General features: G+C 63.8%; 23 protein-coding genes and 2 rRNA genes. 8 read left to right on the top strand and 17 right to left on the bottom strand.

All coding sequences use genetic code 11. The features are described from left to right. The 3 genes from ubiE to queA form a co-directional block, all read right to left on the bottom strand. On the bottom strand, positions 1 to 735 hold the full coding sequence (gene ubiE / locus ABKF58_RS08910) for a bifunctional demethylmenaquinone methyltransferase/2-methoxy-6-polyprenyl-1,4-benzoquinol methylase UbiE (protein ID WP_482584170.1): 735 nt from the start codon (positions 733 to 735) through the stop codon (positions 1 to 3). 2 nt (positions 736 to 737) lie between these two features. Beyond that, on the bottom strand, positions 738 to 1,106 hold the full coding sequence (locus ABKF58_RS08905) for a gamma-butyrobetaine hydroxylase family protein (RefSeq protein ID WP_008954858.1): 369 nt from the start codon (positions 1,104 to 1,106) through the stop codon (positions 738 to 740). Positions 1,107 to 1,175: 69 nt separating this feature from the next. After that, positions 1,176 to 2,201, bottom strand: a complete 1,026-nt coding sequence (queA, locus tag ABKF58_RS08900; protein ID WP_482584169.1) for a tRNA preQ1(34) S-adenosylmethionine ribosyltransferase-isomerase QueA — start codon at positions 2,199 to 2,201, stop codon at positions 1,176 to 1,178. Positions 2,202 to 2,488: 287 nt separating this feature from the next. On the opposite strand from queA, the gene aroQ reads away from it, so the two are divergent. From aroQ to ABKF58_RS08870, 6 genes are all read left to right on the top strand, one after another. Continuing rightward, positions 2,489 to 2,938, top strand: a complete 450-nt coding sequence (gene aroQ, locus ABKF58_RS08895) for a type II 3-dehydroquinate dehydratase (protein ID WP_482584168.1) — start codon at positions 2,489 to 2,491, stop codon at positions 2,936 to 2,938. A gap of 40 nt (positions 2,939 to 2,978) precedes the next feature. Then, positions 2,979 to 3,434 (top strand): acetyl-CoA carboxylase biotin carboxyl carrier protein, encoded by a 456-nt coding sequence (gene accB, locus ABKF58_RS08890; RefSeq protein WP_014088264.1) that lies wholly within the window; start codon positions 2,979 to 2,981, stop codon positions 3,432 to 3,434. A gap of 90 nt (positions 3,435 to 3,524) precedes the next feature. Next, positions 3,525 to 4,907, top strand: coding sequence for an acetyl-CoA carboxylase biotin carboxylase subunit (gene accC / locus ABKF58_RS08885; protein WP_482584167.1), 1,383 nt, complete (start codon positions 3,525 to 3,527; stop codon positions 4,905 to 4,907). After that, the gene (gene prmA, locus ABKF58_RS08880; protein WP_482584166.1) at positions 4,882 to 5,778 is read left to right on the top strand and encodes a 50S ribosomal protein L11 methyltransferase; all 897 of its coding nucleotides are present in this window, start codon (positions 4,882 to 4,884) and stop codon (positions 5,776 to 5,778) included. The genes accC and prmA overlap by 26 nt, the downstream gene beginning before the upstream one ends. Then, complete coding sequence (locus ABKF58_RS08875) at positions 5,775 to 6,926, top strand: DUF3426 domain-containing protein (protein ID WP_482584165.1); 1,152 nt, start codon at positions 5,775 to 5,777, stop codon at positions 6,924 to 6,926. Before prmA ends, ABKF58_RS08875 begins: the two co-directional genes overlap by 4 nt. Before the next feature lie 301 nt (positions 6,927 to 7,227). Then, positions 7,228 to 7,746, top strand: coding sequence for a redoxin domain-containing protein (locus tag ABKF58_RS08870; RefSeq protein ID WP_008954851.1), 519 nt, complete (start codon positions 7,228 to 7,230; stop codon positions 7,744 to 7,746). A gap of 64 nt (positions 7,747 to 7,810) precedes the next feature. Here the strand turns inward: ABKF58_RS08870 and ABKF58_RS08865 are convergent, their stop codons facing one another. From ABKF58_RS08865 to ABKF58_RS08825, 9 genes are all read right to left on the bottom strand, one after another. Further along, entirely contained in the window at positions 7,811 to 8,815 is a 1,005-nt protein-coding gene (locus ABKF58_RS08865; RefSeq protein WP_014088268.1) for an NAD(P)H-dependent glycerol-3-phosphate dehydrogenase, read from the bottom strand. Positions 8,816 to 8,827: 12 nt separating this feature from the next. After that, positions 8,828 to 9,274: an SH3 domain-containing protein gene (locus ABKF58_RS08860; protein ID WP_482584164.1), complete on the bottom strand. Its 447-nt coding sequence runs from the start codon at positions 9,272 to 9,274 to the stop codon at positions 8,828 to 8,830. 5 nt (positions 9,275 to 9,279) lie between these two features. After that, positions 9,280 to 9,732: a protein-export chaperone SecB gene (secB, locus tag ABKF58_RS08855; RefSeq protein WP_482584163.1), complete on the bottom strand. Its 453-nt coding sequence runs from the start codon at positions 9,730 to 9,732 to the stop codon at positions 9,280 to 9,282. Between the two features lie 92 nt (positions 9,733 to 9,824). Continuing rightward, a complete protein-coding gene (gene grxC, locus ABKF58_RS08850) occupies positions 9,825 to 10,082 on the bottom strand; it encodes a glutaredoxin 3 (protein WP_008954847.1) in 258 nt (85 codons plus the stop codon). Continuing rightward, positions 10,079 to 11,512, bottom strand: coding sequence for a D-alanyl-D-alanine carboxypeptidase/D-alanyl-D-alanine endopeptidase (gene dacB, locus ABKF58_RS08845; RefSeq protein ID WP_482584162.1), 1,434 nt, complete (start codon positions 11,510 to 11,512; stop codon positions 10,079 to 10,081). The genes grxC and dacB overlap by 4 nt, the downstream gene beginning before the upstream one ends. Next, positions 11,512 to 13,689, bottom strand: a complete 2,178-nt coding sequence (locus tag ABKF58_RS08840; protein WP_482584348.1) for a primosomal protein N' — start codon at positions 13,687 to 13,689, stop codon at positions 11,512 to 11,514. Before ABKF58_RS08840 ends, dacB begins: the two co-directional genes overlap by 1 nt. A gap of 371 nt (positions 13,690 to 14,060) precedes the next feature. Continuing rightward, the gene (gene hemE / locus ABKF58_RS08835) at positions 14,061 to 15,128 is read right to left on the bottom strand and encodes a uroporphyrinogen decarboxylase (protein WP_482584161.1); all 1,068 of its coding nucleotides are present in this window, start codon (positions 15,126 to 15,128) and stop codon (positions 14,061 to 14,063) included. A gap of 79 nt (positions 15,129 to 15,207) precedes the next feature. Next, a complete protein-coding gene (locus ABKF58_RS08830) occupies positions 15,208 to 15,729 on the bottom strand; it encodes a chromate transporter (protein WP_482584160.1) in 522 nt (173 codons plus the stop codon). Further along, positions 15,726 to 16,280 carry a chromate transporter gene (locus tag ABKF58_RS08825; RefSeq protein WP_014088275.1) on the bottom strand — a complete coding sequence of 185 codons (555 nt, stop codon included), beginning with the start codon at positions 16,278 to 16,280 and terminating at the stop codon, positions 15,726 to 15,728. The genes ABKF58_RS08830 and ABKF58_RS08825 overlap by 4 nt, the downstream gene beginning before the upstream one ends. A gap of 76 nt (positions 16,281 to 16,356) precedes the next feature. Between ABKF58_RS08825 and gcvA the strand changes: the two genes are divergently transcribed. Continuing rightward, complete coding sequence (gene gcvA, locus ABKF58_RS08820) at positions 16,357 to 17,247, top strand: transcriptional regulator GcvA (RefSeq protein WP_014088276.1); 891 nt, start codon at positions 16,357 to 16,359, stop codon at positions 17,245 to 17,247. 160 nt (positions 17,248 to 17,407) lie between these two features. Here the strand turns inward: gcvA and parE are convergent, their stop codons facing one another. Genes parE through ABKF58_RS08805 form a run of 3 tightly spaced genes read right to left on the bottom strand, consistent with a single transcriptional unit; the run spans position 17,408 to position 20,546 of the window. Then, a complete protein-coding gene (gene parE, locus ABKF58_RS08815) occupies positions 17,408 to 19,372 on the bottom strand; it encodes a DNA topoisomerase IV subunit B (RefSeq protein ID WP_482584159.1) in 1,965 nt (654 codons plus the stop codon). Continuing rightward, positions 19,369 to 20,010 (bottom strand): DUF2238 domain-containing protein, encoded by a 642-nt coding sequence (locus tag ABKF58_RS08810; RefSeq protein WP_482584158.1) that lies wholly within the window; start codon positions 20,008 to 20,010, stop codon positions 19,369 to 19,371. The genes parE and ABKF58_RS08810 overlap by 4 nt, the downstream gene beginning before the upstream one ends. Beyond that, positions 20,010 to 20,546, bottom strand: a complete 537-nt coding sequence (locus ABKF58_RS08805) for an RNA pyrophosphohydrolase (protein ID WP_014088279.1) — start codon at positions 20,544 to 20,546, stop codon at positions 20,010 to 20,012. Before ABKF58_RS08805 ends, ABKF58_RS08810 begins: the two co-directional genes overlap by 1 nt. Before the next feature lie 342 nt (positions 20,547 to 20,888). Between ABKF58_RS08805 and ABKF58_RS08800 the strand changes: the two genes are divergently transcribed. Beyond that, positions 20,889 to 21,983, top strand: a complete 1,095-nt coding sequence (locus ABKF58_RS08800) for a polyamine ABC transporter substrate-binding protein (protein WP_482584157.1) — start codon at positions 20,889 to 20,891, stop codon at positions 21,981 to 21,983. A gap of 150 nt (positions 21,984 to 22,133) precedes the next feature. Here the strand turns inward: ABKF58_RS08800 and rrf are convergent. Then, positions 22,134 to 22,247: ribosomal RNA gene (gene rrf, locus ABKF58_RS08795) — 5S ribosomal RNA — on the bottom strand. Positions 22,248 to 22,365: 118 nt separating this feature from the next. Continuing rightward, positions 22,366 to 25,256, bottom strand: a 23S ribosomal RNA gene (locus tag ABKF58_RS08790). Between the last annotated feature and the right edge of the window lie 301 nt (positions 25,257 to 25,557).

Here is a 25,557-nt window from a genome sequence, read left to right as displayed (position 1 = left end):
TCAGAACTTGTAGCCCTTGTGCAAGGCGACCACGCCGGCCGACAGGTTGTGGTAGTCGACCTTGCCGAAACCGGCATCGAGCATCATCTGCTTCAGGGTTTCCTGGTCCGGATGCATGCGGATCGACTCGGCCAGGTACTGGTAGCTCTCGGCATCGTTGGCGACGAGCTTGCCCATGATCGGCAGCGCCTTGAACGAGTACAGGTCGTAGAACGGCGATAGCGGCTTCCACACCTTGGAGAACTCCAGCACCAAGAGCTTGCCGCCCGGTTTCAGCACGCGGTGCATCTCCTTCAGCGCCGCATCCTTGTGCGTCATGTTGCGCAGACCGAAGGCAACCGACACCAGGTTGAAGTAGTTGTCCGGGAACGGCAGCTTCTCGCCGTCGGCCAATGACACCGGCAGCACGATGCCCTCGTCGAGCAGGCGGTCGCGCCCCACCGTCAGCATCGAGCTGTTGATATCGGTCAGCCACACCTCGCCGGTCTTGCCGACGCGCTGGTACCAGCCGCGCGACAGGTCGCCGGTACCGCCGGCGATGTCCAGCACCTTGTCGCCCGGCTTGACGCCGGCGGTATTCAGGGTGAAGTGCTTCCACACCCGGTGCAGCCCGCCGGACATCAGGTCGTTCATCACGTCGTACTTCTTGGCCACCGAGTGGAACACCTCGGCCACCTTGCCGGCCTTCTCGCTCTCGTCGACCGTCTTGAAACCGAAATGCGTCTGCTTGTCCATGCTTACTCCCTGCTCGCGCCAGCGGCGGCGAGTCGATCAAGATAATCCTGCCAGTACTGGTCGTGCTTGACGCCCAGCTCGTATAAATAGGCCCAGCTGTAGAGCCCGCTGTCGTGACCGTCGTCGAACACGATCTTCAGCGCGTAGTGGCCGACCGGCTCCAGCGCGGTGATCGCCACGTGACGCTTGCCGACCTGCAGCACCTCGTTGCCGACGCCGTGGCCGCGCACCTCGGCCGACGGCGAATGGACGCGCAGGTACTCGCACGGCAGCTCGAAGCGGGCGCCGTCGTCGAAGGTGATCTCCAGCCGTTTCGACTGGGTGTGCAGTTTGATTTCCGTCGGAAGCGGCGTCGGGTGGGCTGCGGCCATGCTGTACTCCATCGTGCAAAAATGGGCCTCAAGGTTGGCCGAAGCGTCTTCGGCCAACCTTGATCCGGGTCAGTCGGCTTGCTTCTCCAGCAGCATGGCGTCGCCATAGCTGAAGAAACGGTAACGGTGTGCCACCGCGTGGCGGTAGGCGTTGCGGATGGGTTCCACCCCGGCGAAGGCCGACACCAGCATCAACAGCGTCGACTTGGGCAGGTGGAAGTTGGTGAGCAGGCGATCCACCACCCGGAAGCGGTAGCCCGGGGTAATGAAGATGTCGGTCTCGCCGCGCCCGGCCACCAGCGCCCCGCCCTGCGCCGCCGATTCCAGCGCGCGCATGCTGGTGGTGCCTACCGCCAGCACCTTGCGTCCGGCAGCGTGCGCCGCGGCGATGGCGTCCACGGTGGCCGGCGGAATCTCGTAGATTTCGCTGTGCATCTTGTGCTCGGCGATGTTCTCGACCCGCACCGGCTGGAAGGTGCCGGCACCGACGTGCAGCGTCACGTAGGCCAGGATCACACCCTTGGCCCGCAACGCGTCCAGCATCGCCTCGGTGAAGTGCAGACCGGCGGTCGGCGCCGCGACCGCCCCGCGCTCGCGGGCGTAAACGGTCTGATAGCGGCTGTCGTCGTCGCTGTGGGTATCGCGCTCGATATAAGGAGGCAACGGCAGCTTGCCCGAAGCCTCGAGGATGTCGAACACGTTCTCGGCGTCGAGAAAGCGCAGCTTGAACAGCGCATCGTCGCGCTCCACCATTTCGGCCTGCCAACGGCCGGCAAAGGTGATCCTGCTGCCCGGCTTCGGCGACTTGCTGGCGCGCACGTGCGCCCACACCGTGTGCTCGTCGAGCACCCGTTCGACCAGCGCCTCGACCTTGCCGCCGGACGCCTTCTCGCCGAACAACCGCGCCTTGATCACCCGGGTATCGTTGAACACCATCACGTCACCCGGCTGGATACGCTCCAGCACCGCGCCGAACGACAGGTCGGCGAGCGCCATGCCATCCACGTGCAGCAGGCGGCTGGCACCGCGGTGCTCGGGGGGATGCTGGGCAATCAGTTCGTCGGGCAGGTGGTAATCGAAATCGGATAACTGCATAAGCTCGTTCGCGCGGGTAAACCACCCGATTATACCCTCCATCGCCCCCCGCTGGCAGCGGTCAGAAGACGCGAACCGCCGACCGCGTCGCTACCGCCTCGTCATGCGGCTGGACATTCCGCCACAGGCGACTACAATTGACCGGTTGTCGCCAGCCATACCCACCCACGCGGCATTTTCCCCACACTCCCGCCGCTATCACACACGAGTTAAAAACTGCAAAAGCTGGACATCTTGCAGCGAATTACGGCAAACTCGCGCCCATGATGAAGAACGGGACGTAAGTCTTGACCCTAAAAATCCTTGTTTTGCACGGCCCCAACCTGAACCTGCTAGGGGTTCGGGAGCCCGCACATTACGGCCGCGAAACGCTCGACGCCATCAACCAACGCCTGAGCGAACAAGCCCAGGCCGCCGGTTTTGCGCTGGAAGCGCTGCAAAGCAATGCCGAGCACGTGTTGATCGAACGCGTGCACCAGACCCTGCACGACGGCACCGCGTTCATCCTGATTAATCCGGCCGCGTTCACGCACACCAGCGTGGCCTTGCGGGACGCGCTAGCCGGCGTCAAAGTCCCTTTCATCGAAATCCACCTATCCAACGTCCACGCCCGCGAACCTTTCCGCCAGCACTCGTATTTTTCCGATCTGGCGGTCGGCGTCATCTGCGGGCTGGGTGCACACGGCTACGAACTGGCCCTGGCGCATGCTGTGAAGCAGCTTGTCGCCCGGAACTGAGTTCCTGCCCCAAACAGAACATCCCATTCGAAGGATCGCCATGGACCTGCGCAAACTGAAAAAACTGATCGATCTCGTCGAGGAATCCGGCATTGCCGAGCTCGAAGTGACCGAAGGCGAAGAAAAAGTCCGCATCACCCGCGTATCGGCCAATGCCAACATCACCTACGCCCAGCCGATGCACGCCATTCAGATGCCGGCAGCGGCGCCGGTCGCGGCCCCTGCCGCCGTGGTCGACGCGGCGCCGGCCGCCATCGACAGCAAGAACGCACTGAAGTCGCCGATGGTCGGCACCTTCTACCGCTCGCCGAGCCCGGGCACCAAGGCTTTCGTCGAAGTCGGCCAGAGCGTCAGCGCCGGCGACACCCTGTGCATCATCGAAGCCATGAAGCTGATGAACGAGATCGAAGCCGACCGCTCCGGCGTGATCAAGGCCATCCTGGCCGAAGACGGTCAGCCGGTCGAATACGGCGAGCCGCTGTTCATCATCGAGTAAGTCCCAATATCGAGGAACGTGAAATGGGAAAAGTGATCGGCCCGCCCGCACTTTTCGCGTTTCACGTTTCGCTTTTCACGGGTGTTCCCCATGTTTGAAAAAATCCTCATCGCCAACCGCGGCGAGATCGCCCTGCGTATCCAGCGCGCCTGCCGCGAAATGGGCATCAAGACCGTGGTCGTGCACTCCGAAGCCGACCGCGACGCCAAGTACGTCAAGCTGGCCGACGAGTCGGTCTGCATCGGCCCCGCCCCGTCCGGCCAGAGCTACCTCAACGTGCCGGCGCTGATCGCCGCGGCCGAAGTCACCGACGCCCAGGCCATCCACCCCGGCTACGGCTTCCTGTCGGAAAACGCCGACTTCGCCGAACGCGTCGAGCAGTCCGGTTTCGTCTTCATCGGCCCGCGCTCGGAAACCATCCGCCTGATGGGCGACAAGGTCTCGGCCAAGCAGGCGATGATCGAAGCCAAGGTGCCGACCGTGCCCGGTTCCGCCGGCGCGCTGCCTGACGATCCGGTCGAAATCACCAAGATGGCCAAGAAGATCGGCTTCCCGGTGATCATCAAGGCCTCTGGCGGCGGCGGCGGACGCGGCATGCGCGTGGTGCACACCGAGGCGGCGCTGATCAATTCGGTCAACATGACCCGCACCGAAGCGGCGGCCGCCTTCGGCAACCCGACCGTGTACATGGAGAAATTCCTCGAGCAGCCGCGCCATATCGAGATCCAGGTGCTGTCCGACGAATACGGCAACGCCATCTACCTCGGTGAGCGCGACTGCTCGATGCAGCGCCGCCACCAGAAGATCATCGAGGAAGCGCCGGCCCCGGGTATCACCGACGCCCAGCGCAAGAAGATCGGCGAGGCCTGCGCCGACGCCTGCCGCCGCATCAGCTACCGCGGCGCCGGTACCTTCGAATTCCTCTATGAGAACGGCGAGTTCTACTTCATCGAGATGAATACCCGCGTGCAGGTCGAACACCCGGTGACGGAAATGATCACCGGCATCGACATCGTGCAGGAACAGATCCGTATTGCCGCCGGCGAGAAACTGCGCTACAAGCAAAAGGATATCGTATTCAAGGGGCACGCCATGGAGTGCCGCATCAACGCCGAAGATCCGTTCACCTTCGTGCCGAGCCCGGGCAAGATCGAGAGCTACCACCCGGCCGGCGGCCCGGGCATCCGCATCGACTCGCACATCTACCAGGGTTACACTGTTCCGTCGCACTACGATTCGATGGTCGGAAAACTGATCGCCTTCGGCGACACCCGCGAGCAAGCTATGGCGCGCATGCGCGTGGCGCTGTCCGAAATGGCGATCACCGGCATCAAGACCAACATCCCGCTGCACCAGGAACTGTTCATGGACGGCGCCTTCCAGAAGGGCGGCACCAGCATCCACTACCTGGAAGAGCGTCTGGCCCAGATGAAGAAGGGAGCGCCTGATGGCCTGGCTGCAAGCCACCATTGACACCGACTCCGTGGTGGCCGAGCAGCTGGCCGACGCCCTGATGGACGCCGGCGCACTGTCGGCCGCCATCGAGGACGCGCTGGCCGGCACCGAGCTGGAGCAGCCGATTTTCGGCGAACCGGGCGAACCGGTCGACAAGCTGTGGAGCCAGAGCCGCATCATCGCGCTGTTCGACGAAGCCGCCGACGTCGCGCTGATCATCGCGGCCGCCAGCACCCAGTGCGGGATCGCGTTGCCGCACTATGCCGAGGAGCGGGTCGAAGAACAGGACTGGGTGCGACTGACCCAGGCCCAGTTCGAGCCGATCCGCATCTCGGAACGGCTCTGGATCACGCCAACCTGGCACGAGAGCCCGGACCCCGCCGCCGTCAACCTGCAGCTCGACCCCGGCCTCGCCTTCGGCACCGGCAGCCACCCCACCACCCGGCTGTGCCTGCAATGGCTCGACGCCAACATCAAGGGCGGCGAGAGCGTGCTGGATTACGGCTGCGGCTCGGGCATCCTGGCCATCGCCGCGCTCAAGCTCGGCGCGGCCTCAGCGGTCGGTATCGACATCGACCCGCAAGCGGTGCGTGCCAGCCAGGACAACACCGCCCAGAACCAGGTGGTCGCCCGTTTCTACCTTCCCGACGCCACCCCGCCAGCGCAGTACGACGTGGTGCTGGCCAACATCCTGGCCAACCCGCTGCGCCTGCTGGGTGAACTCCTTTCCGGCCACGTCAAGGCCGGCGGCAAGATCGTCCTGTCCGGTATCCTGCAGGAGCAGGCGGAAGAGCTGTCCGCCATCTACGCGACCTGGTTCGACATGGAACCGCCGGTATTCGACGAAGGCTGGACCCGACTCACTGGAACCCGACACGCCACGGTATGACGCATACGACACAGTGCCCCGGCTGCCAGACCCGCTTCAAGGTTAGCGATGCCCAGCTCGCCGTTGCCAACGGCCTGGTTCGCTGCGGGCGCTGTGCGCATGTCTTCAACGCCACCGAACACATGATCGTGGCGGAGCCACCGCTGCTCACGCCGACGCCGCCGGTACCGCCCCCACTCGCCCCTGCCGTGCCAGCCAGCCGCCCCGACCCGGGTGACGACTTCGAGCTGGAGTTGCCCGACTTCGACCCGCTGGGCAGCCCCCCGGCCACCGAGACGGCGCCGCCGGTAGAGACGGCTGCAGCAGCCACCGCCAGTGCACCGGCCACCGACGCCAATGACATGGCCACGTTCCAGCGCGCCCTGTCCGAGGCGATGCAGCACCGTGATGCCACGGCGCCGATCGGCGACCCGTTCGCGGCGCCGGAAGCGCCGCCGCGTCCCGCCGCCGACCCCTTGCAAGCACTGCTGGAAGAGACGCTGTCGGAACACGCCGCCCCCGCCACGCGTGGTACCCACAACGAAACCGAAACACGGGAAGAACGTGGCCAGCCAAAGGGGGCCACGGTGATGGTGATGCCGGAGGCGGACTCCGCGGAACCCGCCTTCGACCCGGGCGCAGATATCCCCGGCTTCGAGCCGCCGCCGCAAGCGGTGCGCCGGGCTGGGAACTGGCAAACCTGGCTGATGGCCGGCGTGGCGTTGATCGGCGTGCTGGCCCTGGCGCTGCAACTGGTCTACCTCAACCGTACCCGCATTGCCGCCGAGGTGCCGGAACTGCGCCCGACGCTGGAAAAACTGTGCCAGGGCGTCGGCTGCAGCGTGCCGCTGCCAACCGACAGCGCGCTGATCCGAACCGAATGGTCGGAACTGTCCTTCGTGCCCGATCAGCAGAACCTGATCCAGCTGGCTGCCACGCTGAAGAACCACGCCGCGTACCCGCAGGCTTATCCGATGCTGGAGGTCACGCTGAAGGATGCCGAGGACCAGGTGGTGATCCGCAAGGTGTTCTCGCCGCAGGAATATCTCAAGCCCGACGACTACAAGGTCATGCAGTTCAAGGGCAACAGCGAGATACGCATCGCCATGCGCTTCGACGTCGGCAAGGTCCGCGCGATGGGCTACAGCCTGCTCTGGTTCTACCCCTGAACCTGAGAGGCTGTTCATCAGGCGGCCACGCCTTCTCATCTTGAGCGCCGGCAGTACGGCGTGCCGATCTCCGATTGTCTCCGCGACGCGGAATTTTCCTGTACTCGGTATACAGTCCGGTTTCTGAACGCTGGCGGCACTCAAGCTGCTTTGGCTCGCTCACCCACTGCCATCGGTGCTGTGTTCCATGCCTCTCCGACAAGCCGCCATCTGGCGGCTTTTTCGTTTCCCACCCTGATTTCCGCTTGTTTTCTGCCCGATCTCGTCCACCATGAGTAGATAACGCAGGAGAAAACAGGACATGAACATGTTTACACTGCAGCACCGTGACGACGCCTTGCAGGTACTTGGCGACTTTCCCCAGGTCGGCAATCCGCTGCACAGTTTCATGCTGGTCGACGAAAACCTGAACGACGTCTCACTCGAGCAATTCCATGGCTCGCCCAAGGCGATCATCACCTTGCTGTCGCTCGACGAGCAGGAATACGGCGGGATCGAACTGCTGCAGGAGACGCGGCGCTTTCTGGAGCAATGGCCCGGCCTGCGGCTGTTTGTGATCTCGGTGGATTCGCCCTCGACCCTGCGTCGCGCGCGCCGCGAGCACGGCCTGCCCGGGGTGACGCTGCTCTCGACGCTGCGCGGGCGCGATTTTCACAAGTTCTACGGTGTGCTGATCGCCGATTATCCGCTGGCGGGCTACACCGCCCCGTCGCTGATCCTGACCGATTCGCGGGATCAGGTGATCTACGCCGAACGCCTGCGCGGCACCGAAGACCTATTTGACTTCGCCGGTATCGCCAAGACCATCGAAGGGCGCTGAGGCGGGTTGCACCTGACAAACAAAAAGCCACCCTAGGGTGGCTTGCTGCCCGCGTGGCGAGCTTTCAGTCCAGGCGCTCGCCGGATTCCGACTTCGGCTCGCGTCCCAGCAGTTCCTCCACCACCTTGTGCGGATCGCTGCCGTGATAGAGCAGGCCGCACACCGCGGCAGTGATCGGCATGTCGACCTCGAGCCGCTCGGCCATGGTCAGCACCTCGCGTGCGGTCGGCACCCCTTCGGCAACGTGGCCCAGTTCCTGCAGGATCTGCTCCAACGACTTGCCTTCGGCCAGCTTGAGGCCGACCTGACGGTTGCGCGACAGCGCGCCGGTGCAGGTAAGGATCAGATCCCCCATGCCGGCCAAACCCATCATGCTCTGCTGGCTGCCTCCCAGCGCCAGCGCCAGCCGGGTGATCTCGGCCAGGCCACGGGTGATCAGCGCGGCGCGGGCGTTCATGCCGAACTGCAGGCCGTCGGCGACGCCGGTGGCGATCGCCATGACGTTCTTCACCGCCGCCCCCACCTCGACGCCGACCAGGTCGTCGTTGGCGTAGAGCCGCAGCCGCGGGCTGTTGAGCGTCCGCGCCATGCGCTTGGCGAAGGCGTAGTCGTCCGAGGCCACGGCGAGCGCGGCCGGCAGCCCCATCGCCACCTCGCGCGCGAAGCTCGGGCCGGACAGCACCCCGCACGGCACGCCGGGCGGCAGCTCCTCCGCCACCACCTGGTGCGGCAGCAGGCTGGAGCCCACCTCGAAGCCCTTGCAGGCCCACAATAGCGGCGGCAACCCGGAAGACAGGGCGGTCAGCGCGCGCAGGGTCGGGCGCAGCCCGGCCATCGGCGTGACGATCAGGATCAGGTCGGCGCCGTCAACGGCATGCGACAGCTCGGCGCTCAAGGCCAGCTCGTCGGGCAGAGGGCAGCCCGGCAAATAGCGGGTATTGAGACGCTCCGCCGCCATCTGGGCCACCTGGTCGGCGTCGCGCGCCCACAGGGTGACATGGTGATGGCGCGCGTAGGCGATCGCCAAAGCGGTGCCCCAGGCACCCGCTCCCAGCACAGCCAGTTTCATGCGATCTCCCGTTTACAGGCCCCAGAGGTCGGTGATGCGGGCGTAGCCTTCGCTGCCGTCGCGATGGCGCACCTTGACCCAGCCGGCCTGGGGCGGCTCGAGCAGTTCGAGCACGCCGTCGCGCGGCACGCTGAAGCGCAACGGCGAGGCGGCGTCGGCCTCGGCGCGCACTTCGCTCTTGTCGACCACCACCAGCAGCATGCGCTGCGTGGACAAGGCCGCCGCCGGAATCCAGGCGATGCCGCCGGTGGCGTCGCGCACGCGCGACCACTCCTTCTGGCTCGTCAGCACTTCGACCGGGTAGTAGCGGCTGACCACGAACAGCTTCTTCGCATTCAGCGCCGGCGCTTCGTACAGCGCCACGCCGGTCTCCTTGACGGAGCGGAACTCCAGTGCCTTGGCCAGCGGGGCGGCAAGCCCGGCGGCCAACAGCAGCGAGACGACGAGGGACTTCTTCATACGGATCAGGCGTTGCCGGCTTCGGCCAACTGGGCGCGCTGCTGCATGTACAGCGACTCGAAGTTGATCGGCGACAGCAGCACCGGCGGGAAGCCGGCGCGGTTCACCAGGCTGGACACGGTTTCGCGCGCATACGGGAACAGGATGTTCGGGCAGGCCACGCCGAGGATCGGCTCGATGTCATCGGCCGGCACGTCGCGGATCTGGAAGATGCCGGCTTGCGCCACTTCGGCCAGGAACATGGTCTTTTCCGGCAGCTTGGCGGTCACGGTGACGGTCAGCGTGCACTCGTAGAAGCCGTCTTCGATCAGCTTGCCTTCCGAGGCGAGCTGCATGTCGATGTCCGGCTGGGCCTGCTCGAGGAACACCTGCGGGGCGTTCGGCACTTCGAGGGACAGGTCCTTAACGTAGATCTTTTCGATGGAGAAAACCGGTTGCACGTCTTGTTGTTCGCTCATGTTCAATCTCGCCTGACACCCGCCATGGGGTGGAATCAAATAAGGGGAAAATCAGCCGGCATCATCGCATGAAAGCGCGGCTGGAGCCACCGTCAGTCCGCCAGCAGCACGTCGAGCTTGCCGGCGTGCTCGAGCGCCGCCAGATCGTCGAAGCCGCCGACGTGGCTGTCGCCGATGTAGATCTGCGGCACGGTGCGGCGGCCGGTGCGGCTCATCATCTTCTCGCGCTCGGCCGGTTCCAGGTCGACGCGGATTTCGGTGATGCCGGCCACGCCCTTGCGTGCCAGCAGTTGCTTGGCACGGATGCAGTAGGGGCAGACGGCGGTGGTGTACATGGTTACGGGTTTCATCGGGGTTCCACAGGAAGGCTTGGAGGTACCGGCAAATTATACTCCGGCGGCACGCCGGCGGCGGGATCAAAACGCGTCACCAGGTCACTCACCACCCGGTCCAGCGCCGGCACCAGTTCGGCGGCGCGCGGGCTGTTGACGATGGCGACGATGGCAAGCCGGCGGCCGTCGACCGCCTGCCAGTAACCGGCCAGGGCGCGTACGCCGTCGAGCGTGCCGGTCTTCAGCCGCAGGCGCGGTCCCAGGTTGGCAAAGCGCTTCTTCAGCGTGCCGTCCGCCGCGGCGATCGGCAGGCTGGCCAGGAACTCGCCGGCGTAGGGACCACGCGCCGCGCTCCTTAGCACTTCACCCAGCAGCCTGGCCGAGACGCGTTCCTGGCGCGACAGCCCGGCGCCGTTCTCCAGCGCCAGCGGTGCGGCGGGAATGCCGGCTTCGGCCAACGTTTCCCGCACGGCGCGCTCGGCGTCGGCCACGGTGTCGCCGCTGCCGCCGGCCACCCGCCCCAGCGTCAGGAAGAGCGCGCGCGCCATGGTGTTGTTGCTGTACTTGTTGATGTCGGCCAAGGCGGCCGGCAAGGGGTCGGAGTCATGGCTGGCCAGCACACGCGCCCCAGACGGCGCCGTGCCACGGCCGCTGGCCGCCGGTCCGCGCCCGCCCAGCTCGCGCCACAGCGCGGCGAAGGCCTGGGCGGCGTACTGGTCGTGGTCGAGCACGTTGACGTAGCTCTGCGCCCCGTCGCAGCTTCTTGGCAAGGCACCGCTGACGCTGACCTGCTCGTTCTCGACCTGAATGCTGACGCTCCGCCGCACGTCGTCGCAAGGGCCCTCGCCGCCGTCGCTCAGGGCGCTGCTCAGGCGCACCCCGGCCAGCGGCGGATCGAGCGTGACGCGGGCGCCGTTGCCGTCGTTGAAGAAGCGCAGCCAGGCCACCTTGAGCCCGGTGAGGTGGGTGTCGGGATCGACCATGAATACGCGCCCGACATCGCCACCGAAATCGCTGGCGCTGCCGATGCGGCTGAAGGCTCGCTTGTCGAGCAGCAGCCGGCCCTGGATGCGCTCGATGCCGCGCGCGCGCAAGGTGCGCAGCATGCCCTGCAGGTCACGGTTGGCAAAGCGCGGGTCGCCTGAGCCGATCCAGTACAGATCGCCCTGCAGCACGCCGTGCCGCAATGGCGCCGCCGACACCAGCTCGCTGTGCCAGCGGTAGTCGGGCGTGAGCCGGGTCAGCGCGCTCCAGCCGGTCAGCAGCTTCATGGTGGAAGCCGGGTTGACCGGCTGCTCGGCGCGGTACGCCTCAAAGACACCTTTTCCTTCCACCGGCGCCGCCCACAGCGCGATGTCGTCGGCCGGGATGCCGTACAGTTCCAGCGCGCAGGCCGGCAGCGTCCAGTAGGCCAGCATCAGCAGCGCCACGGCGCGTAATCGTTTCATCACATCTCCTGCGGGTCGACGTCGAGCGACCAGCGCAAGGCTCGGCCGTGCGCCTTGGCCAGCCGTTCGGCCAACGGGACGAGTCGTTCGAGCAGGGCGTGCAGCGCGGCGCGGCTGCCGCTCTCGAACACCAGTTGGGCGCGCTCGCGGTTGGCGAGACGCACCATCAGCGCCGGCGCCGGGCCGGATACCAGCACGCCGTCGGCGTGCGGCTCGGCCTCGACGCGCAGCGCGGTCAGGAAGGCGGTGGCCGTGGCGATTTCGTAGGCGTCGGCACGCAGCAGGGCCTGGTACACCGCCGGCGGGAAGCCCGCCATGCGCCGCTCCTCGAGCAGGGTCTGGGCGTAGCCGTCGAAGTCGTGGCGCAGCAGCGCCTGGTACAGCGGGTGCTCCGGCCATTGCGTCTGCACCAGCACCTCGCCCGGCGCCTCGGCGCGGCCGGCGCGGCCGGCCACCTGCATGAGCTGGGCGAACAGGCGCTCGGCGGCGCGGTAGTCGGCGGAGTACAGCCCGCCGTCGGCGTTCAGCACCGTGACCAGCGACAGCGCGCCGAAGTCGTGCCCCTTCGCCAGCATCTGCGTGCCCACCAGCACGTCCACCTCGCCGGCGTGCACCTTGCGGTAGACCTCGTCCCAGGCCGCCTTGTGGCGCGTGGTGTCGCGGTCGATGCGCAGCAGGCGCGCTTCCGGCAGCAGCCGCGCCAGCGCCGCCTCCAGGCGCTGCGTGCCCTGCCCCAGCGGCTTGAGGTCGACGTTGCCGCAGTCGGGGCAGACCGGCGGCACCGCTTCCTCCCAGCCGCAGTGGTGGCAGCGCATCTTGCGCTCGGCGAGATGCACCACCAGCTTGGCCGAACAGCGTGGGCAACCCGACAGCCAGCCGCAGTCGGTGCAGGCGACCACCGGGGCGAAGCCGCGCCGGTTGATGAACACCAGACTCATCTCGCCGCGCGCCACGCGCGCCTTGAGCGCCGCGATCACCACTTCGGCCAACCCTTCCACCAGCTTGATCCGGCGCGTGTCCACCAGCCGGATCGTCGGCAGCCGCGCCGCGTCGTGGGCGCGCCGGCTCAGGGTCAGGCGCCGGTAACGTCCGGCCGCGACGTTGGCCATGGTCTCCAGGCTGGGCGTGGCGCTGCCCAGCACGATCGGCACCCGCTCCTGACGCGCGCGCCACACCGCCAGGTCGCGGGCGTGGTAGCGCAGGCCGTCCTGCTGCTTGAACGAGCCGTCGTGCTCCTCGTCGACCACGATCAGCCCCAACCGCGGCAGCGGCGTGAACACCGCCAGCCGGGTACCGATGACGATGCCGGCGCGCCCTTGCCAGGCGTCGACCCAGCCCTTGAGGCGCTCGCCGTCGGCCAGATGGCTGTGCAGCATCACCACCCGCGTGGCGGGAAAGCGCCCGGTGAAGCGCTCGATCAGCTGCGGCGTCAGGTTGATTTCCGGCACCAGCAACAGCACCTGGCGCCCGGCCGCCAGCACCCGCTCGATCAGCCGCAGGTAGACTTCGGTCTTGCCGCTGCCGGTAATGCCATGCAGCACGTAGGGAGCGAAGTCGTCACGCGTTTCCGACAGGGCCTCCAGCGCCCGCTGCTGTTCGTCGTTCAGGCTCGGCGCCGGGGCGACGCGCAACGGCGGCGCTTCCGGCGCCACGCGTTCAGCCCAGCCCTGCTGCAGCCAGTCGGCCAGGATGCGCCCGGCCTGGGCGCTGACGCCACGCACCGCCGCGTTGGTCAGCGGGCCGTCCTGCAGGGCCTGCCACAGCGCCCGGCGCGCCTTTTGCCGTGCCGGGGGTTCTTCGGCCAACCCTGCCCCGGTCAGCTGCCACAGGCGCTCGTCCTCGAGCCGTACCGCGCGGTCGGTGCGCAGCGCCCCCGGAAGCGCGGTAAACAGGGCCTGGCCGATGGGATGGTGGTAATAGTCGGCGGCGAAACGCACCATCGCGAGCAGCGTGGCCGGCAGCGGCGGCAACTCGTCGAACAGTTCCTCGACCCGTTTCAGGCGTCCGGTCTCGATACCCTCGGCAGGTATATCGTTGGTAATGAAGCCACACACCCGGCGCGGACCGAACGGCACCCTGACCCGCTGTCCCGCGCGCAACGGCAGATGGGTCAAGTAGCTGAACGTTCCAAAAAGGGGCACGTCCACGGCCACCTGAACCGCGTACTCCTCCGCCATCATTCGCTCCCCCGCGCAAACCCTGTCCAGGCAAGGCTTTAAGCCACCTGCCCACAGAAGCTGTGGATAACTTTGTGCACAACTGCCTTGCGGCGATGCCGAATGGCTGATACAGGCCATTGCAGTCAGGTTGCACAAAAATTAATCAAATTATATTTATCAATTAATTCAACGACTTAATTACTTTGCTCCAAGCTGGGTCAAACCCGGCTCACGTCTCATTCGCGGGCCACGCCGGTGTGCATAAGTCATGGAACAACTGTTGGAAACCCTGTCAATCCCTTGACAGCAAAAACCCGCAAAGTAAAACGGCCACTGGAAAACCAATGGCCGCATGGGCATATATACCCCCGGTTGGCTATGACAACGTCTCAACCGTGGTAATGGTAGGGAACCGACAACCGATGCACCGCCTCGACCAGCACCGCGGCGTGATCGGGGTTCACGAACTGGGAAATGCCGTGGCCCAGGTTGAACACGTGGCCGCTGCCCTGGCCGTAGGAGGACAGGATGCGGCTGACTTCCTTCTCGATGCCCTCCGGGCTGGCAAACAGCACGTTGGGGTCGAGGTTGCCCTGCAGCGCCACCTCGGCGCCGACACGGCGACGGGCATCGGCGATGTCGGTGGTCCAGTCGAGCCCGATGGCGTCAGCACCGATCGTGGCGATGTCTTCCAGCCACTGACCGCCGCCCTTGGTGAACACGATCACCGGCACCCGCCGTCCGTCCGCCTCGCGCTTGAGGCCGGCGATGATCTTCTGCATGTAGGCCAGCGAGAAAGTCTTGTAGGCCGCGTGGGTCAGCGCTCCGCCCCAGGTATCGAAGATCTGCACCGCCTGCGCCCCGGCATCGATCTGGGCGTTGAGGTAGTCGGTGACGGTACGCGCGTTGATGTCGAGGATGTGATGCAGCAGTTCCGGGCGGCTGTACAGCATCGCCTTGACGTTGCGGAAGTCGTCCGAGCCACCGCCTTCGATCATGTAGCAGGCCAGCGTGAACGGACTGCCGGAGAAGCCGATCAGCGGCACCCGGCCGTCCAGCGCCTTGCGGATGCTGGCCACGGCGTCGAACACGTATTGCAACTTCTCCATCGGCGCCACGGAAAGCGCCTTGATGGCGGCCTCGTCACGCAGCGGGTGCTGGAACTTGGGCCCCTCGCCCTCGGCGAAGTAGAGTCCCAGCCCCATCGCATCCGGCACGGTGAGGATGTCGGAGAACAGGATGGCGGCATCCAGCGGGAAACGCTCCAGCGGCTGCAGCGTCACCTCGGTGGCGAACTCCGGGCTGGTGCACAAGCCCATGAAGCTGCCGGCGCGCGCGCGCGTGGCGCGGTACTCCGGCAGGTAGCGGCCGGCCTGGCGCATCATCCAGATCGGGGTGTATTCAACGGGCTCCTTGAGCAGGGCCCGCAGGAAAGTATCGTTCTTGAGCGTGGTCATGATGAATGGCAGTGATTGGTTTCGCTTTTCATTATACCCCGCCTTCATCTCTGCCGGCTCGTAGCCATCGAGCCCGATTTCATACCAGCCCCAGCCAGCCCAGCAAGGCCCCCGCGCCCAACAGCCACAACGGATTGAGCCGGCTCTTCCACGCCGCCGTGGCGCTCGCCCCGCACAGCAACCAGGAAGCCCAGCTATCATTGGCGGAACGGCTCAACAGCCAGGCGCTGCCCAGCACCAGGCCGATCGTCACCGGCGCCAGACCGCGTTCGATCACCCGGCGCCACGGCGAGGTACGAAATCGCTGCCACAACCGCGCCACGTAGAAACTCAGCAGCGACGACGGCCCGCACATGCCCAGCGTGCTCACCAGCGCCCCCGGGACGCCCGCCACCTTCCAGCCGATCAGGCTGACCACCAGCACATTGGGCCCGGGCGCTGCCTGGGCGATGGCGAACAGGGCGGCGAACTCCGTTCCGGTCATCCAGCCATTCGACTCCACCACGTAACGGTGGATTTCCGGCAGCAGCGCATTCGCGCCCCCCACCGCCATCAGCGAAAACAGCGAGAACGTCCCCAGCAGCGACAGCAGCACGCTCATGACCGCCGCTCCCTTGTCCGCCACGCCAGCGCGATCGCCAGCGGTGCCAGCACCAACAGCACCGCCAAGAGCGGCAGGCGCCATAGCCCGACCGCGACCAGGGTGAGCAGCGCGATCGCCAGGCACCAGCCGCGGCGCTCCAGCTTTTCGGCCAACCTCAGTCCCATCGCCACCACCAGCCCGGCCCCCGCCGACGCCAGGCCCGCCAGCACCCCGCGCAAGGCCGGCACGGACTGGTAATGCCCATACAGCGTGGCGAGCGACAGCACGATCACCAAGGGCGCCAGCATCAGCCCGCCCACCGCCGCCAGCGCACCGCTGACACCGTGAAAGCGCGAGCCGACCGCCACCGCCACGTTGACGATATTGGGCCCGGGCAGCACCTGTCCCAGCCCCAGCACCTCGGTGAATTCGGCATCGGACAGCCAACGTCGCTGCATCACCAGCATGCGATGCGCCAGCGGCAGCACGCCGCCGAAGCCGGACAGCCCGACAGAAAAGAAACCGGCAAACAACTCCTGCCGGCGGGGGGTATGCAGAGTGGTATCCATGGCGCAAGGCTACCCCTGCGGCCGGCACGGCACAAACGAGTTTTTATGGCGACGCTGGTGAGATAAACTCAACTGCATGTCCCGCCGCCTACCCCCGCTCAACGCCCTCAGAGCCTTCGAATCCGCCGCTCGTCTCGGCAGCTTCAGCGCCGCCGCCGAAGCCCTGCATGTGACCCACGGCGCCATCAGCCGCCAGGTGCAGCAACTCGAAGACTGGCTCGGTTTCACCCTGTTCGAGCGGCGCGGCCGCCGCGTCACGCTCAACGCCGCCGGCCAGGCCTATCTGCCGGCGCTGCAGACGGCGTTCGACGGCATTGCCGGCGCCACCGAGGCCCTCACCGCGCGCCGCCAGGGCCGCCGCCTCCAGATCAACGTCACGCCGACGCTCGCCATGCACTGGCTGCTGCCGCGCCTCACCCGCTTCCAGCTGCGCTACCCTGGCGTCGAACTGCGCCTAGCCACCTCCGACGCCGCCATCAACAACCAGAACGCCGACTTCGACATCGCCATCCGCCGCAGTCAGGAGCACTGGCGCGGCTTCGTCGCCCATGCCTTTCTTGCCGAGCGTGAACTGCCGGTGTGCAGCCCGGCACTGCTCGCACGCCACCCCATCGCCAGCGTGGCCGACCTCGCCCAGCACACACTACTGCACTCGGAAACCCGGCCGGTAGCCTGGGAACGCTGGCTCGCCGCCGCCGGGGCACCGGCCCTGCAGCCCGCCGCCACCCAGCATTTCGACCACTACTACCTGGCACTGCAGGCCGCCATCGACGGTCTCGGCGTCACGCTCGGTCCACTGCCGGTGATCGAGGAAGAACTCGCCTCCGGCAAACTGGTGGCCCCGCTGCCGGGACCGGAAGTGGTGGTCAAGGGCTATTGCTGGGTGGTGCCGCAAAGCCTGGTGGGAGACGAACTGGTGTCGGCCTTTTGTGCCTGGCTGGAAGAAGAGGCCACCGGCAGCGAATGAGCCGAGCGGCGCCCCCCCATCGGCACCGCAGCGCAGGCCTGCAGAGCGGCCGGGCCTACGTGCCCGGTCATTCCGGCCGCCCAAACGGCGTTGGCCGCCAGCCCGTTACCAAGCTGGCGGCCAACTCGCGTCTTGCCGATCCTGCCGACCAGCGCCGGGCTTAGATATCCGCCTCGACCTCGTTGCCCTTGGCCTCCATCCAGCCGCGCCGGCTCGCCGCCTCGCCCTTGCCCATCAGCATGGTGAACATGCGGCGCGTATCGGCCTCGGCCTCGGGCCGCACCCGCACCTGGGTCAGGCGGCGCGTGTCCGGGTGCATGGTGGTGTCCTTGAGCTGCTCCGGGTTCATCTCGCCCAACCCCTTGAAGCGGCTGATGCTCCAGGCGTTCTCGCGCACGCCTTCGCTGCGCAGGCGGTCGAGGATGGCCTCCAGCTCGCCCTCGTCCAGCGCGTACAGCTTCTTCGGGGGACGGTGCTTGCCCTGCCCCGGCACGTCGACGCGGAACAGGGGCGGCTGCGCGATACAGATATGGCCGTTGGCCAAGAGCGCCGAGAAGTGACGATAGAACAGCGTCAGCAACAGCACCTGGATGTGTGAACCGTCGACGTCGGCGTCCGACAGGATGGCGATCTTGCCGTAGCGCAGCCCCGACAAGTCGGCCTTCTCGCCCGGCGCATGCGGGTCGACGCCGATCGCCACCGAGATGTCATGAATCTCGGCGTTGGAGAACAGCTGATCGCGGTCGGTCTCCCAGCTGTTGAGCACCTTGCCGCGCAACGGCAGAATGGCCTGGTATTCCTTGTCGCGCGCCAGCTTGGCCGAACCGCCGGCCGAATCGCCCTCGACCAGGAACAGCTCGTTGCGCTCGATGTCCTCGCTCTCGCAGTCGGTCAGCTTGCCCGGCAACACCGCCACGCCGGAGCCCTTCTTCTTCTCGACCTTCTTCACCGACTTCAGACGCGACTGCGCCTGGCGGATCGCCAGCTCGGCGATCTTCTTGCCGGCTTCGACGTGCTGGTTCAGCCACAATTCCACCGGGTCGCGAGCCGTGCCCGAGATCAGCTTCAGCGCATCGCGGCTGGTCAGCTTCTCCTTGGTCTGCCCCTGGAACTGCGGATCGAGCACGCGTGCCGACAGCACGAAACGCACCCGGCTCCATACATCCTCGGCCATCAGCTTGACGCCGCGCGGCAGCAGGTTGTGGTGATCGACGAAGCTCTTCACCGCGTCGAATACCCCGGCGCGCAGGCCCGCCTCGTGCGTCCCCCCAGACGGGGTCGGGATCAGGTTGACGTAGCTCTCGCCGCCGGCACCGTCCTCGAACCAGGCCAGTGCCCACTGCACCCCCTCGCCCTTGGCGAACTGCTCGTGGTCGTCGCCGATATAGGCCTCGCCGGAGAACAGCGGAGCCACCGGTTCGTCACCGTTGCACAGCTCAGCCAGATAACTCTTCAGTCCCTGCGGATACTGCCACACCTTGACCTCGTCGCCGCTCGGGCGCTCGATGGTCAAGGTCACTGCCACTCCGGGCAGCAGCACCGCCTTGGCACGCAACAGCCGCTCCAGCTCGGGCAGCGAATAGCGCGGACTCTCGAAATACTTCCCATCCGGCCATACCCGTACCCGCGTGCCGCTGGTACGGGCACCGCAATCGCCAACGCGAGCCAGCGGCTCGATCACGTCACCGCCGGCGAACGCCATGCGGTACACCCCGCCCTCACGCTTGACCTCGACCTCGAGCCGCGTCGACAGCGCATTGGTCACCGACACGCCAACACCGTGCAAGCCGCCGGAAAACGCGTAGGCGCCGCCATCCTTCTTGTTGAACTTGCCACCCGCATGCAGCCGGGTGAACACCAGTTCCACTACCGGCACCCCTTCCTGTGGATGCAGGCCCACGGGGATACCGCGCCCGTCGTCCTCCACGGACAGCGAGCCGTCCTGGTGCAGTGTCACCGCGATCTTGCGCGCGAAGCCGCCCAAGGCCTCGTCGGCGGCGTTGTCGATCACTTCCTGGCAGATGTGGGTCGGGTCGGTCGTCCGGGTATACATGCCCGGACGCTCCTTCACCGGCTCCAGTCCCTTGAGGACCCGGACCGAGGATTCGTCGTACTGTTGAGTCATAGCGTGTCAATGGTTAACGCGCTCAGTCGGCCGATCTGGCGTTCGTGAACGCGGGCAAAAAACAATTGGGAAACGAGAGCACCGCACAGCGCCAGGAACATGTCCCACTGGGTATCCCATGGATCGCCCTGCGTCGCCAGGAAGGCATCGGCGGCGGCGCCGATGGCCAGCGCGGTCCACCACTCCACCAGCTCGTAACAGGCGGACAGCGCCATGCAGAAGCACACCACCATAAATGTCAGCCAGCCCCCCTGCAGCGGAGTCTGCCGGCGCAGCACCTCTCGCGCCAGTATGGCCGGGAAAAACCCCTGGGCCAGGTGGCCGATGCGGTCATAATGATTACGGGAAAAATCGAACAGCTCCTGCAGCCAGAAGCCGAGCGGGGTAAGCGCATAGGTATAGTGCGCTCCTACCAGCAACACAATGGCGTGCAGTGACATAGCCCATACCGCCAGCGGGCTCCAGGCAAAACGCGGCCACAGCCGCCAGACCAGCGGCAAGCCCAGCACGGCCGGAATCGCCTCCAGCCACCAGGTCGCCGCATCATGCGCACCTAACGCCGACCACAGCACGACCACGCCCACCAGCCCGAAAGGCAACCAGGGACGAGGAAGAGCCGTGGTTATCGGCATGCGCATCAGCTCTCGTCGGTCTTTTCCGGTGCCGAATGGCGGCGCTGCAGGTAGGCCTCGTAGCTTTCCATCCCCCGCAGAAAGCGGGACAACTCACCCAGGGCACGCTGGTAGACATCGCGTTTGAACTCGATCACCAGATCAACCGGCGCCCAATAATCGTTCCAGCGCCAGCCGTCGAACTCGGGGTGGTTGGTCGCCCTCAGGCAAACATCACAATCGCGACCGACCAGCTTCAGCAAAAACCAGATCTGCTTCTGGCCCTTGTAGCTACCGCGCCATTCGCGCCGCACCCAGTTGGTCGGAACGTCGTAGCGCAGCCAGTCGCGCGTACGGCCGAGAATTTTGACATGTTGTGGCAAGAGGCCGACCTCTTCGAGCAGCTCACGGTACATCGCCGCTTCCGGACTCTCACCAGGCTTGATGCCCCCTTGCGGAAACTGCCACGAGTGCTCGCGCACGCGCTTGCCCCAGAACACCTCGTTACGGGCGTTGATGAGGATGATTCCGACATTGGGGCGGTATCCGTCCCGGTCCAGCATGGAGAAACCTGCAATTCGTCTAGTTAGTCGAATTTTTGCACATTTCGTCAACCCATGCCATTCGGCCTTCCGTCCAAAGAGGGCTCCACCCTAGCTGACAAGGAGTGGCGCGCGCTCCGTCGACCCAAGCGGTGAACACGTCCGACGCCCTCGTCCAATCCGTGCCCGGCCCGAGACAAAGGTCTTGCCCGTGCCCGGCAGAGCAGGTTAAATGACAGACTGCTGATCAGCTGAACTATGATGAAGCGTTGATCTATACAAGCGTTTTACCGACACGGCAATCCGGGTGTCGGCTCGTGCCTACTTGACTCAAGATCGTAACCCCCGTCGAAGGAGTTTCCTATGAAACGTAAGGCTGTCATTCTTGTTGCCAGTGCTCTGGCTACGGCCGCCTCGGCCAGCCATGCCGCCAGCAGCGTGCTGAACGTCTACAACTGGTCCGACTACATCGCCGAAGACACCATTCCCAATTTCCAGAAGCAGACCGGCATCAAGGTGCGCTACGACGTCTATGACAGTAACGAAATCCTTCAGGCCAAGATGCTCACCGGCAAGTCGGGTTACGACATCGTAGTTCCCACCAACCAATTCCTCGCCAAGCAGATTCAGGCCGGCATCTACCAACCGATCGACAAATCCAAGCTGAGCAATTACAAAGAGCTGGACCCTGAACTGCTCAAGCTCATGACCAAGTTCGACCCGGACAACAAGTACGCGGTGCCCTACTTCTGGGGGGTCAACACCATCGGCATCAACACCGACAAGGTCACCAAGGCACTGGGCGGCAAACTCCCGGAAAAACAGTGGGACATCCTGTTCAAGAAGGAAAACGTTTCCAAGCTCAAATCCTGCGGCGTCAGCGTGCTGGACTCGCCGGGCGAAGTGTTCCCGATGGTGCTGAAATACCTCGGCAAGGACCCCGCCAGCAAGAATGAGGCCGACTACAAGGAAGCCGCAGCCCTGCTGAAAACCATCCGCCCCTACATCACCCGCTTCTCCTCCTCCGGCTACATCAATGAACTGGCCGGCGGCAACCTGTGCCTGGTCTACGGCTACGGTGGCGACCTCAATATCGCCCGCGTGCGTGCCGAAGAAGCCAAGAACAAGGTCAAGATTACCCCGCTGGTACCGAAAGAAGGCGTCGCCATCTGGGTCGATAGCATGGTCATCCCGAAAGATGCCAAGAACGTCGACAGCGCCTACAAGTTCATCGACTACAACATGAGCGCCAAGGTAGCGGCTGCCAACGCCAACACCGTGAACTATGCACCGGGCAGCCTGGCGGCACGCAAGTTCATCAAGAAGGAAAACCTCAGCAACCCGTCGATTTTCCCGACTCCTCAAGACATTCAGCACAGTTTCGTAATGCTGCCGATGGATCCGAAATTGCAGCGCCTGACTACCCGTCTGTGGCAGGAAATCAAGACCCAGAAGTAACCTTCGGGCTGGCATGGCAGCACCAAGGCCGGTAATCCGGCCTTTTTCTTGCCGTCTGCGGAGAGGGGGAAGGTGGACGCGGTGGAGGATGCATTCTGCCGGCGCAAAGCACAAAGCCCAGCTCGGATGAGCTGGGCTTTCTTGAGGGGAGTCTGGCGGTGTCCTACTTTCACACGGCAATGCCGCACTATCATCGGCGCTAAGGCGTTTCACGGTCCTGTTCGGGATGGGAAGGGGTGGGACCACCTCGCTAAGGCCGCCAGACATAAACTGTCAACAAACTGGAAGAAGCCTGGAAGCCTCTCAGCTTCCATTTCGAATTGGGTAATCGATTGTACGTCGCACACTCTATTCACCGCGTGGCCCAAGCCACTCAAATGATAGGATCAAGCCTCACGAGCAATTAGTATCGGTTAGCTTCACGCCTCACAGCGCTTCCACACCCGACCTATCAACGTCCTGGTCTCGAACGACTCTTCAGGAGGGTCAAGCCCTCAGGGAAGTCTCATCTTCAGGCGAGTTTCCCGCTTAGATGCTTTCAGCGGTTATCTCTTCCGAACTTAGCTACCCGGCAATGCCACTGGCGTGACAACCGGTACACCAGAGGTTCGTCCACTCCGGTCCTCTCGTACTAGGAGCAGCCCCCGTCAAACTTCCAACGCCCACTGCAGATAGGGACCAAACTGTCTCACGACGTTTTGAACCCAGCTCACGTACCACTTTAAATGGCGAACAGCCATACCCTTGGGACCGGCTACAGCCCCAGGATGTGATGAGCCGACATCGAGGTGCCAAACTCCGCCGTCGATGTGAACTCTTGGGCGGAATCAGCCTGTTATCCCCGGAGTACCTTTTATCCGTTGAGCGATGGCCCTTCCATTCAGAACCACCGGATCACTATGTCCTGCTTTCGCACCTGCTCGACTTGTCGGTCTCGCAGTTAAGCCACCTTATGCCATTGCACTATCAGCACGATTTCCGACCGTACCTAGGTGACCTTCGAACTCCTCCGTTACACTTTGGGAGGAGACCGCCCCAGTCAAACTGCCTACCATGCACTGTCCCCGATCCGGATCACGGACCAAGGTTAGAACCTCAAACACACCAGGGTGGTATTTCAAGGACGGCTCCACCAGAACTAGCGTCCTGGTTTCATAGCCTCCCACCTATCCTACACAAGTCTGTTCAAAGTCCAATGCAAAGCTACAGTAAAGGTTCACGGGGTCTTTCCGTCTAGCAGCGGGGAGATTGCATCTTCACAAACATTTCAACTTCGCTGAGTCTCAGGAGGAGACAGTGTGGCCATCGTTACGCCATTCGTGCGGGTCGGAACTTACCCGACAAGGAATTTCGCTACCTTAGGACCGTTATAGTTACGGCCGCCGTTTACCGGGGCTTCGATCAAGAGCTTGCACCCCATCACTTAACCTTCCGGCACCGGGCAGGCGTCACACCGTATACGTCCACTTTCGTGTTGGCACAGTGCTGTGTTTTTGATAAACAGTCGCAGCCACCGATTCTCTGCGACCTCTCGAGGCTTCGAACGCGAGGTCCTACACCTTAAGAGGCATACCTTCTCCCGAAGTTACGGTATCAATTTGCCGAGTTCCTTCTCCTGAGTTCTCTCAAGCGCCTTAGAATTTTCATCCTGCCCACCTGTGTCGGTTTGCGGTACGGTTCTCGTATAGCTGAAGCTTAGTGGCTTTTCCTGGAAGCGTGGTATCAGTCACTTCGGTTCCGTAGAACCTCGTTATCACGTCTCGGTGTTAACAAAGGAGCGGATTTGCCTACTCCTTCCACCTACCGGCTTGAACCAGGGCATCCAACACCTGGCTGACCTAACCTTCTCCGTCCCCACATCGCACTATACGAAAGTACGGGAATATTGACCCGTTTCCCATCGACTACGCTTTTCAGCCTCGCCTTAGGGGCCGACTCACCCTACGCCGATGAACGTTGCGTAGGAAACCTTGGGCTTTCGGCGAGCGGGCTTTTCACCCGCTTTATCGCTACTCATGTCAGCATTCGCACTTCTGATATCTCCAGCATGCCTTACGACACACCTTCACAGACCTACAGAACGCTCCCCTACCATCTGCACCTACGTGCAAATCCGCGGCTTCGGTTATCAGTTTGAGCCCCGTTACATCTTCCGCGCAGGACGACTCGACCAGTGAGCTATTACGCTTTCTTTAAATGATGGCTGCTTCTAAGCCAACATCCTGGCTGTCTAGGCCTTCCCACTTCGTTTACCACTTAACTGATCATTTGGGACCTTAGCCGGCGGTCTGGGTTGTTTCCCTCTTGACGATGGACGTTAGCACCCACCGTCTGTCTCCCATGCTCGCACTTTCCGGTATTCAGAGTTTGCCATGGTTTGGTAAATCGCAATGACCCCCTAGCCATAACAGTGCTTTACCCCCGGAAGTGATACATGAGGCACTACCTAAATAGTTTTCGGGGAGAACCAGCTATCTCCGAGTTTGTTTAGCCTTTCACCCCTATCCACAGCTCATCCCCTAGTTTTGCAACACTAGTGGGTTCGGACCTCCAGTGCGTGTTACCGCACCTTCATCCTGGCCATGGATAGATCACTCGGTTTCGGGTCTACGCCCAGCAACTAAAGCGCCCTATTCGGACTCGGTTTCCCTACGCCTCCCCTATTCGGTTAAGCTCGCTACTGAACGTAAGTCGCTGACCCATTATACAAAAGGTACGCAGTCACCCCTTGCGAGGCTCCCACTGTTTGTATGCATCCGGTTTCAGGTTCTATTTCACTCCCCTCCCGGGGTTCTTTTCGCCTTTCCCTCACGGTACTGGTTCACTATCGGTCGATCACGAGTATTTAGCCTTGGAGGATGGTCCCCCCATCTTCAGACAGGATTTCGCGTGTCCCGCCCTACTTCTCGTACGCCTAGTCCTTGGAATGCGTTTTCGTGTACGGGGCTATCACCCACTATGGCGGCCATTTCCAGGGCCTTCCACTAACACAATCCATAACACGTACAGGCTGTTCCGCGTTCGCTCGCCACTACTGACGGAATCTCGGTTGATTTCTATTCCTGCGGGTACTTAGATGTTTCAGTTCTCCGCGTTCGCTCTACCTTGCCTATGTGTTCAGCAAGGAGTACCTATTGCTAGGTGGGTTTCCCCATTCGGATATCTCCGGATCATCGCTCTATTGCCAGCTCCCCGAAGCTTTTCGCAGGCTTACACGTCCTTCATCGCCTGTGATCGCCAAGGCATCCACCAGATGCACTTAGTCGCTTGACCCTATCATTTCAGTGACCTGGGAGTCCCTTGCGGTTCTCTCAAGCACGTCCACGACAGTGAATGTTTGTGCGACGTACCACACCGCCCCTTTTGATATGGCGACATGGCACAGATACAATCAAATTACCCAAAGTCAGCAAGTCACTCGATGAAGAGTTAACTTCATCTCATTTCTCGCCGTCTTGTTAATTCGGCTTCTTCAGTTTGTTAAAGATCGGGCGTTTTTGCTGAGCCGCTTGCGCGGCACGCGAACAACGCAAACAGAACCAAACTCATCGAGTTCGTTTTTGTTTGCACTGTC

The sequence above is a fragment of the Pseudogulbenkiania sp. AW2-16 genome (assembly GCF_056824575.1).
This window is presented reverse-complemented; position numbering and strand designations above follow the sequence as displayed.

Excerpts from the sequence above, each read along its gene's own strand:
- parE (WP_482584159.1), bottom strand. The coding sequence starts at position 19,372 with ATGACTCAACAGTACGACGAATCCTCGGTCCGGGTCCTCAAGGGACTG.
- queA (WP_482584169.1), bottom strand. The coding sequence starts at position 2,201 with ATGCAGTTATCCGATTTCGATTACCACCTGCCCGACGAACTGATTGCC.
- ABKF58_RS08875 (WP_482584165.1), top strand. The coding sequence starts at position 5,775 with ATGACGCATACGACACAGTGCCCCGGCTGCCAGACCCGCTTCAAGGTT.
- ABKF58_RS08860 (WP_482584164.1), bottom strand. The coding sequence starts at position 9,274 with ATGAAGAAGTCCCTCGTCGTCTCGCTGCTGTTGGCCGCCGGGCTTGCC.
- ABKF58_RS08870 (WP_008954851.1), top strand. The coding sequence starts at position 7,228 with ATGAACATGTTTACACTGCAGCACCGTGACGACGCCTTGCAGGTACTT.
- ABKF58_RS08830 (WP_482584160.1), bottom strand. The coding sequence starts at position 15,729 with ATGAGCGTGCTGCTGTCGCTGCTGGGGACGTTCTCGCTGTTTTCGCTG.
- prmA (WP_482584166.1), top strand. The coding sequence starts at position 4,882 with ATGGCCTGGCTGCAAGCCACCATTGACACCGACTCCGTGGTGGCCGAG.
- ABKF58_RS08805 (WP_014088279.1), bottom strand. The coding sequence starts at position 20,546 with ATGCTGGACCGGGACGGATACCGCCCCAATGTCGGAATCATCCTCATC.
- secB (WP_482584163.1), bottom strand. The coding sequence starts at position 9,732 with ATGAGCGAACAACAAGACGTGCAACCGGTTTTCTCCATCGAAAAGATC.
- ABKF58_RS08840 (WP_482584348.1), bottom strand. The coding sequence starts at position 13,689 with ATGGCGGAGGAGTACGCGGTTCAGGTGGCCGTGGACGTGCCCCTTTTT.
- dacB (WP_482584162.1), bottom strand. The coding sequence starts at position 11,512 with ATGAAACGATTACGCGCCGTGGCGCTGCTGATGCTGGCCTACTGGACG.
- hemE (WP_482584161.1), bottom strand. The coding sequence starts at position 15,128 with ATGACCACGCTCAAGAACGATACTTTCCTGCGGGCCCTGCTCAAGGAG.
- accC (WP_482584167.1), top strand. The coding sequence starts at position 3,525 with ATGTTTGAAAAAATCCTCATCGCCAACCGCGGCGAGATCGCCCTGCGT.
- accB (WP_014088264.1), top strand. The coding sequence starts at position 2,979 with ATGGACCTGCGCAAACTGAAAAAACTGATCGATCTCGTCGAGGAATCC.
- gcvA (WP_014088276.1), top strand. The coding sequence starts at position 16,357 with ATGTCCCGCCGCCTACCCCCGCTCAACGCCCTCAGAGCCTTCGAATCC.
- ABKF58_RS08825 (WP_014088275.1), bottom strand. The coding sequence starts at position 16,280 with ATGGATACCACTCTGCATACCCCCCGCCGGCAGGAGTTGTTTGCCGGT.
- grxC (WP_008954847.1), bottom strand. The coding sequence starts at position 10,082 with ATGAAACCCGTAACCATGTACACCACCGCCGTCTGCCCCTACTGCATC.
- ABKF58_RS08800 (WP_482584157.1), top strand. The coding sequence starts at position 20,889 with ATGAAACGTAAGGCTGTCATTCTTGTTGCCAGTGCTCTGGCTACGGCC.
- ABKF58_RS08865 (WP_014088268.1), bottom strand. The coding sequence starts at position 8,815 with ATGAAACTGGCTGTGCTGGGAGCGGGTGCCTGGGGCACCGCTTTGGCG.
- ABKF58_RS08810 (WP_482584158.1), bottom strand. The coding sequence starts at position 20,010 with ATGCGCATGCCGATAACCACGGCTCTTCCTCGTCCCTGGTTGCCTTTC.
- ABKF58_RS08905 (WP_008954858.1), bottom strand. The coding sequence starts at position 1,106 with ATGGCCGCAGCCCACCCGACGCCGCTTCCGACGGAAATCAAACTGCAC.
- ubiE (WP_482584170.1), bottom strand. The coding sequence starts at position 735 with ATGGACAAGCAGACGCATTTCGGTTTCAAGACGGTCGACGAGAGCGAG.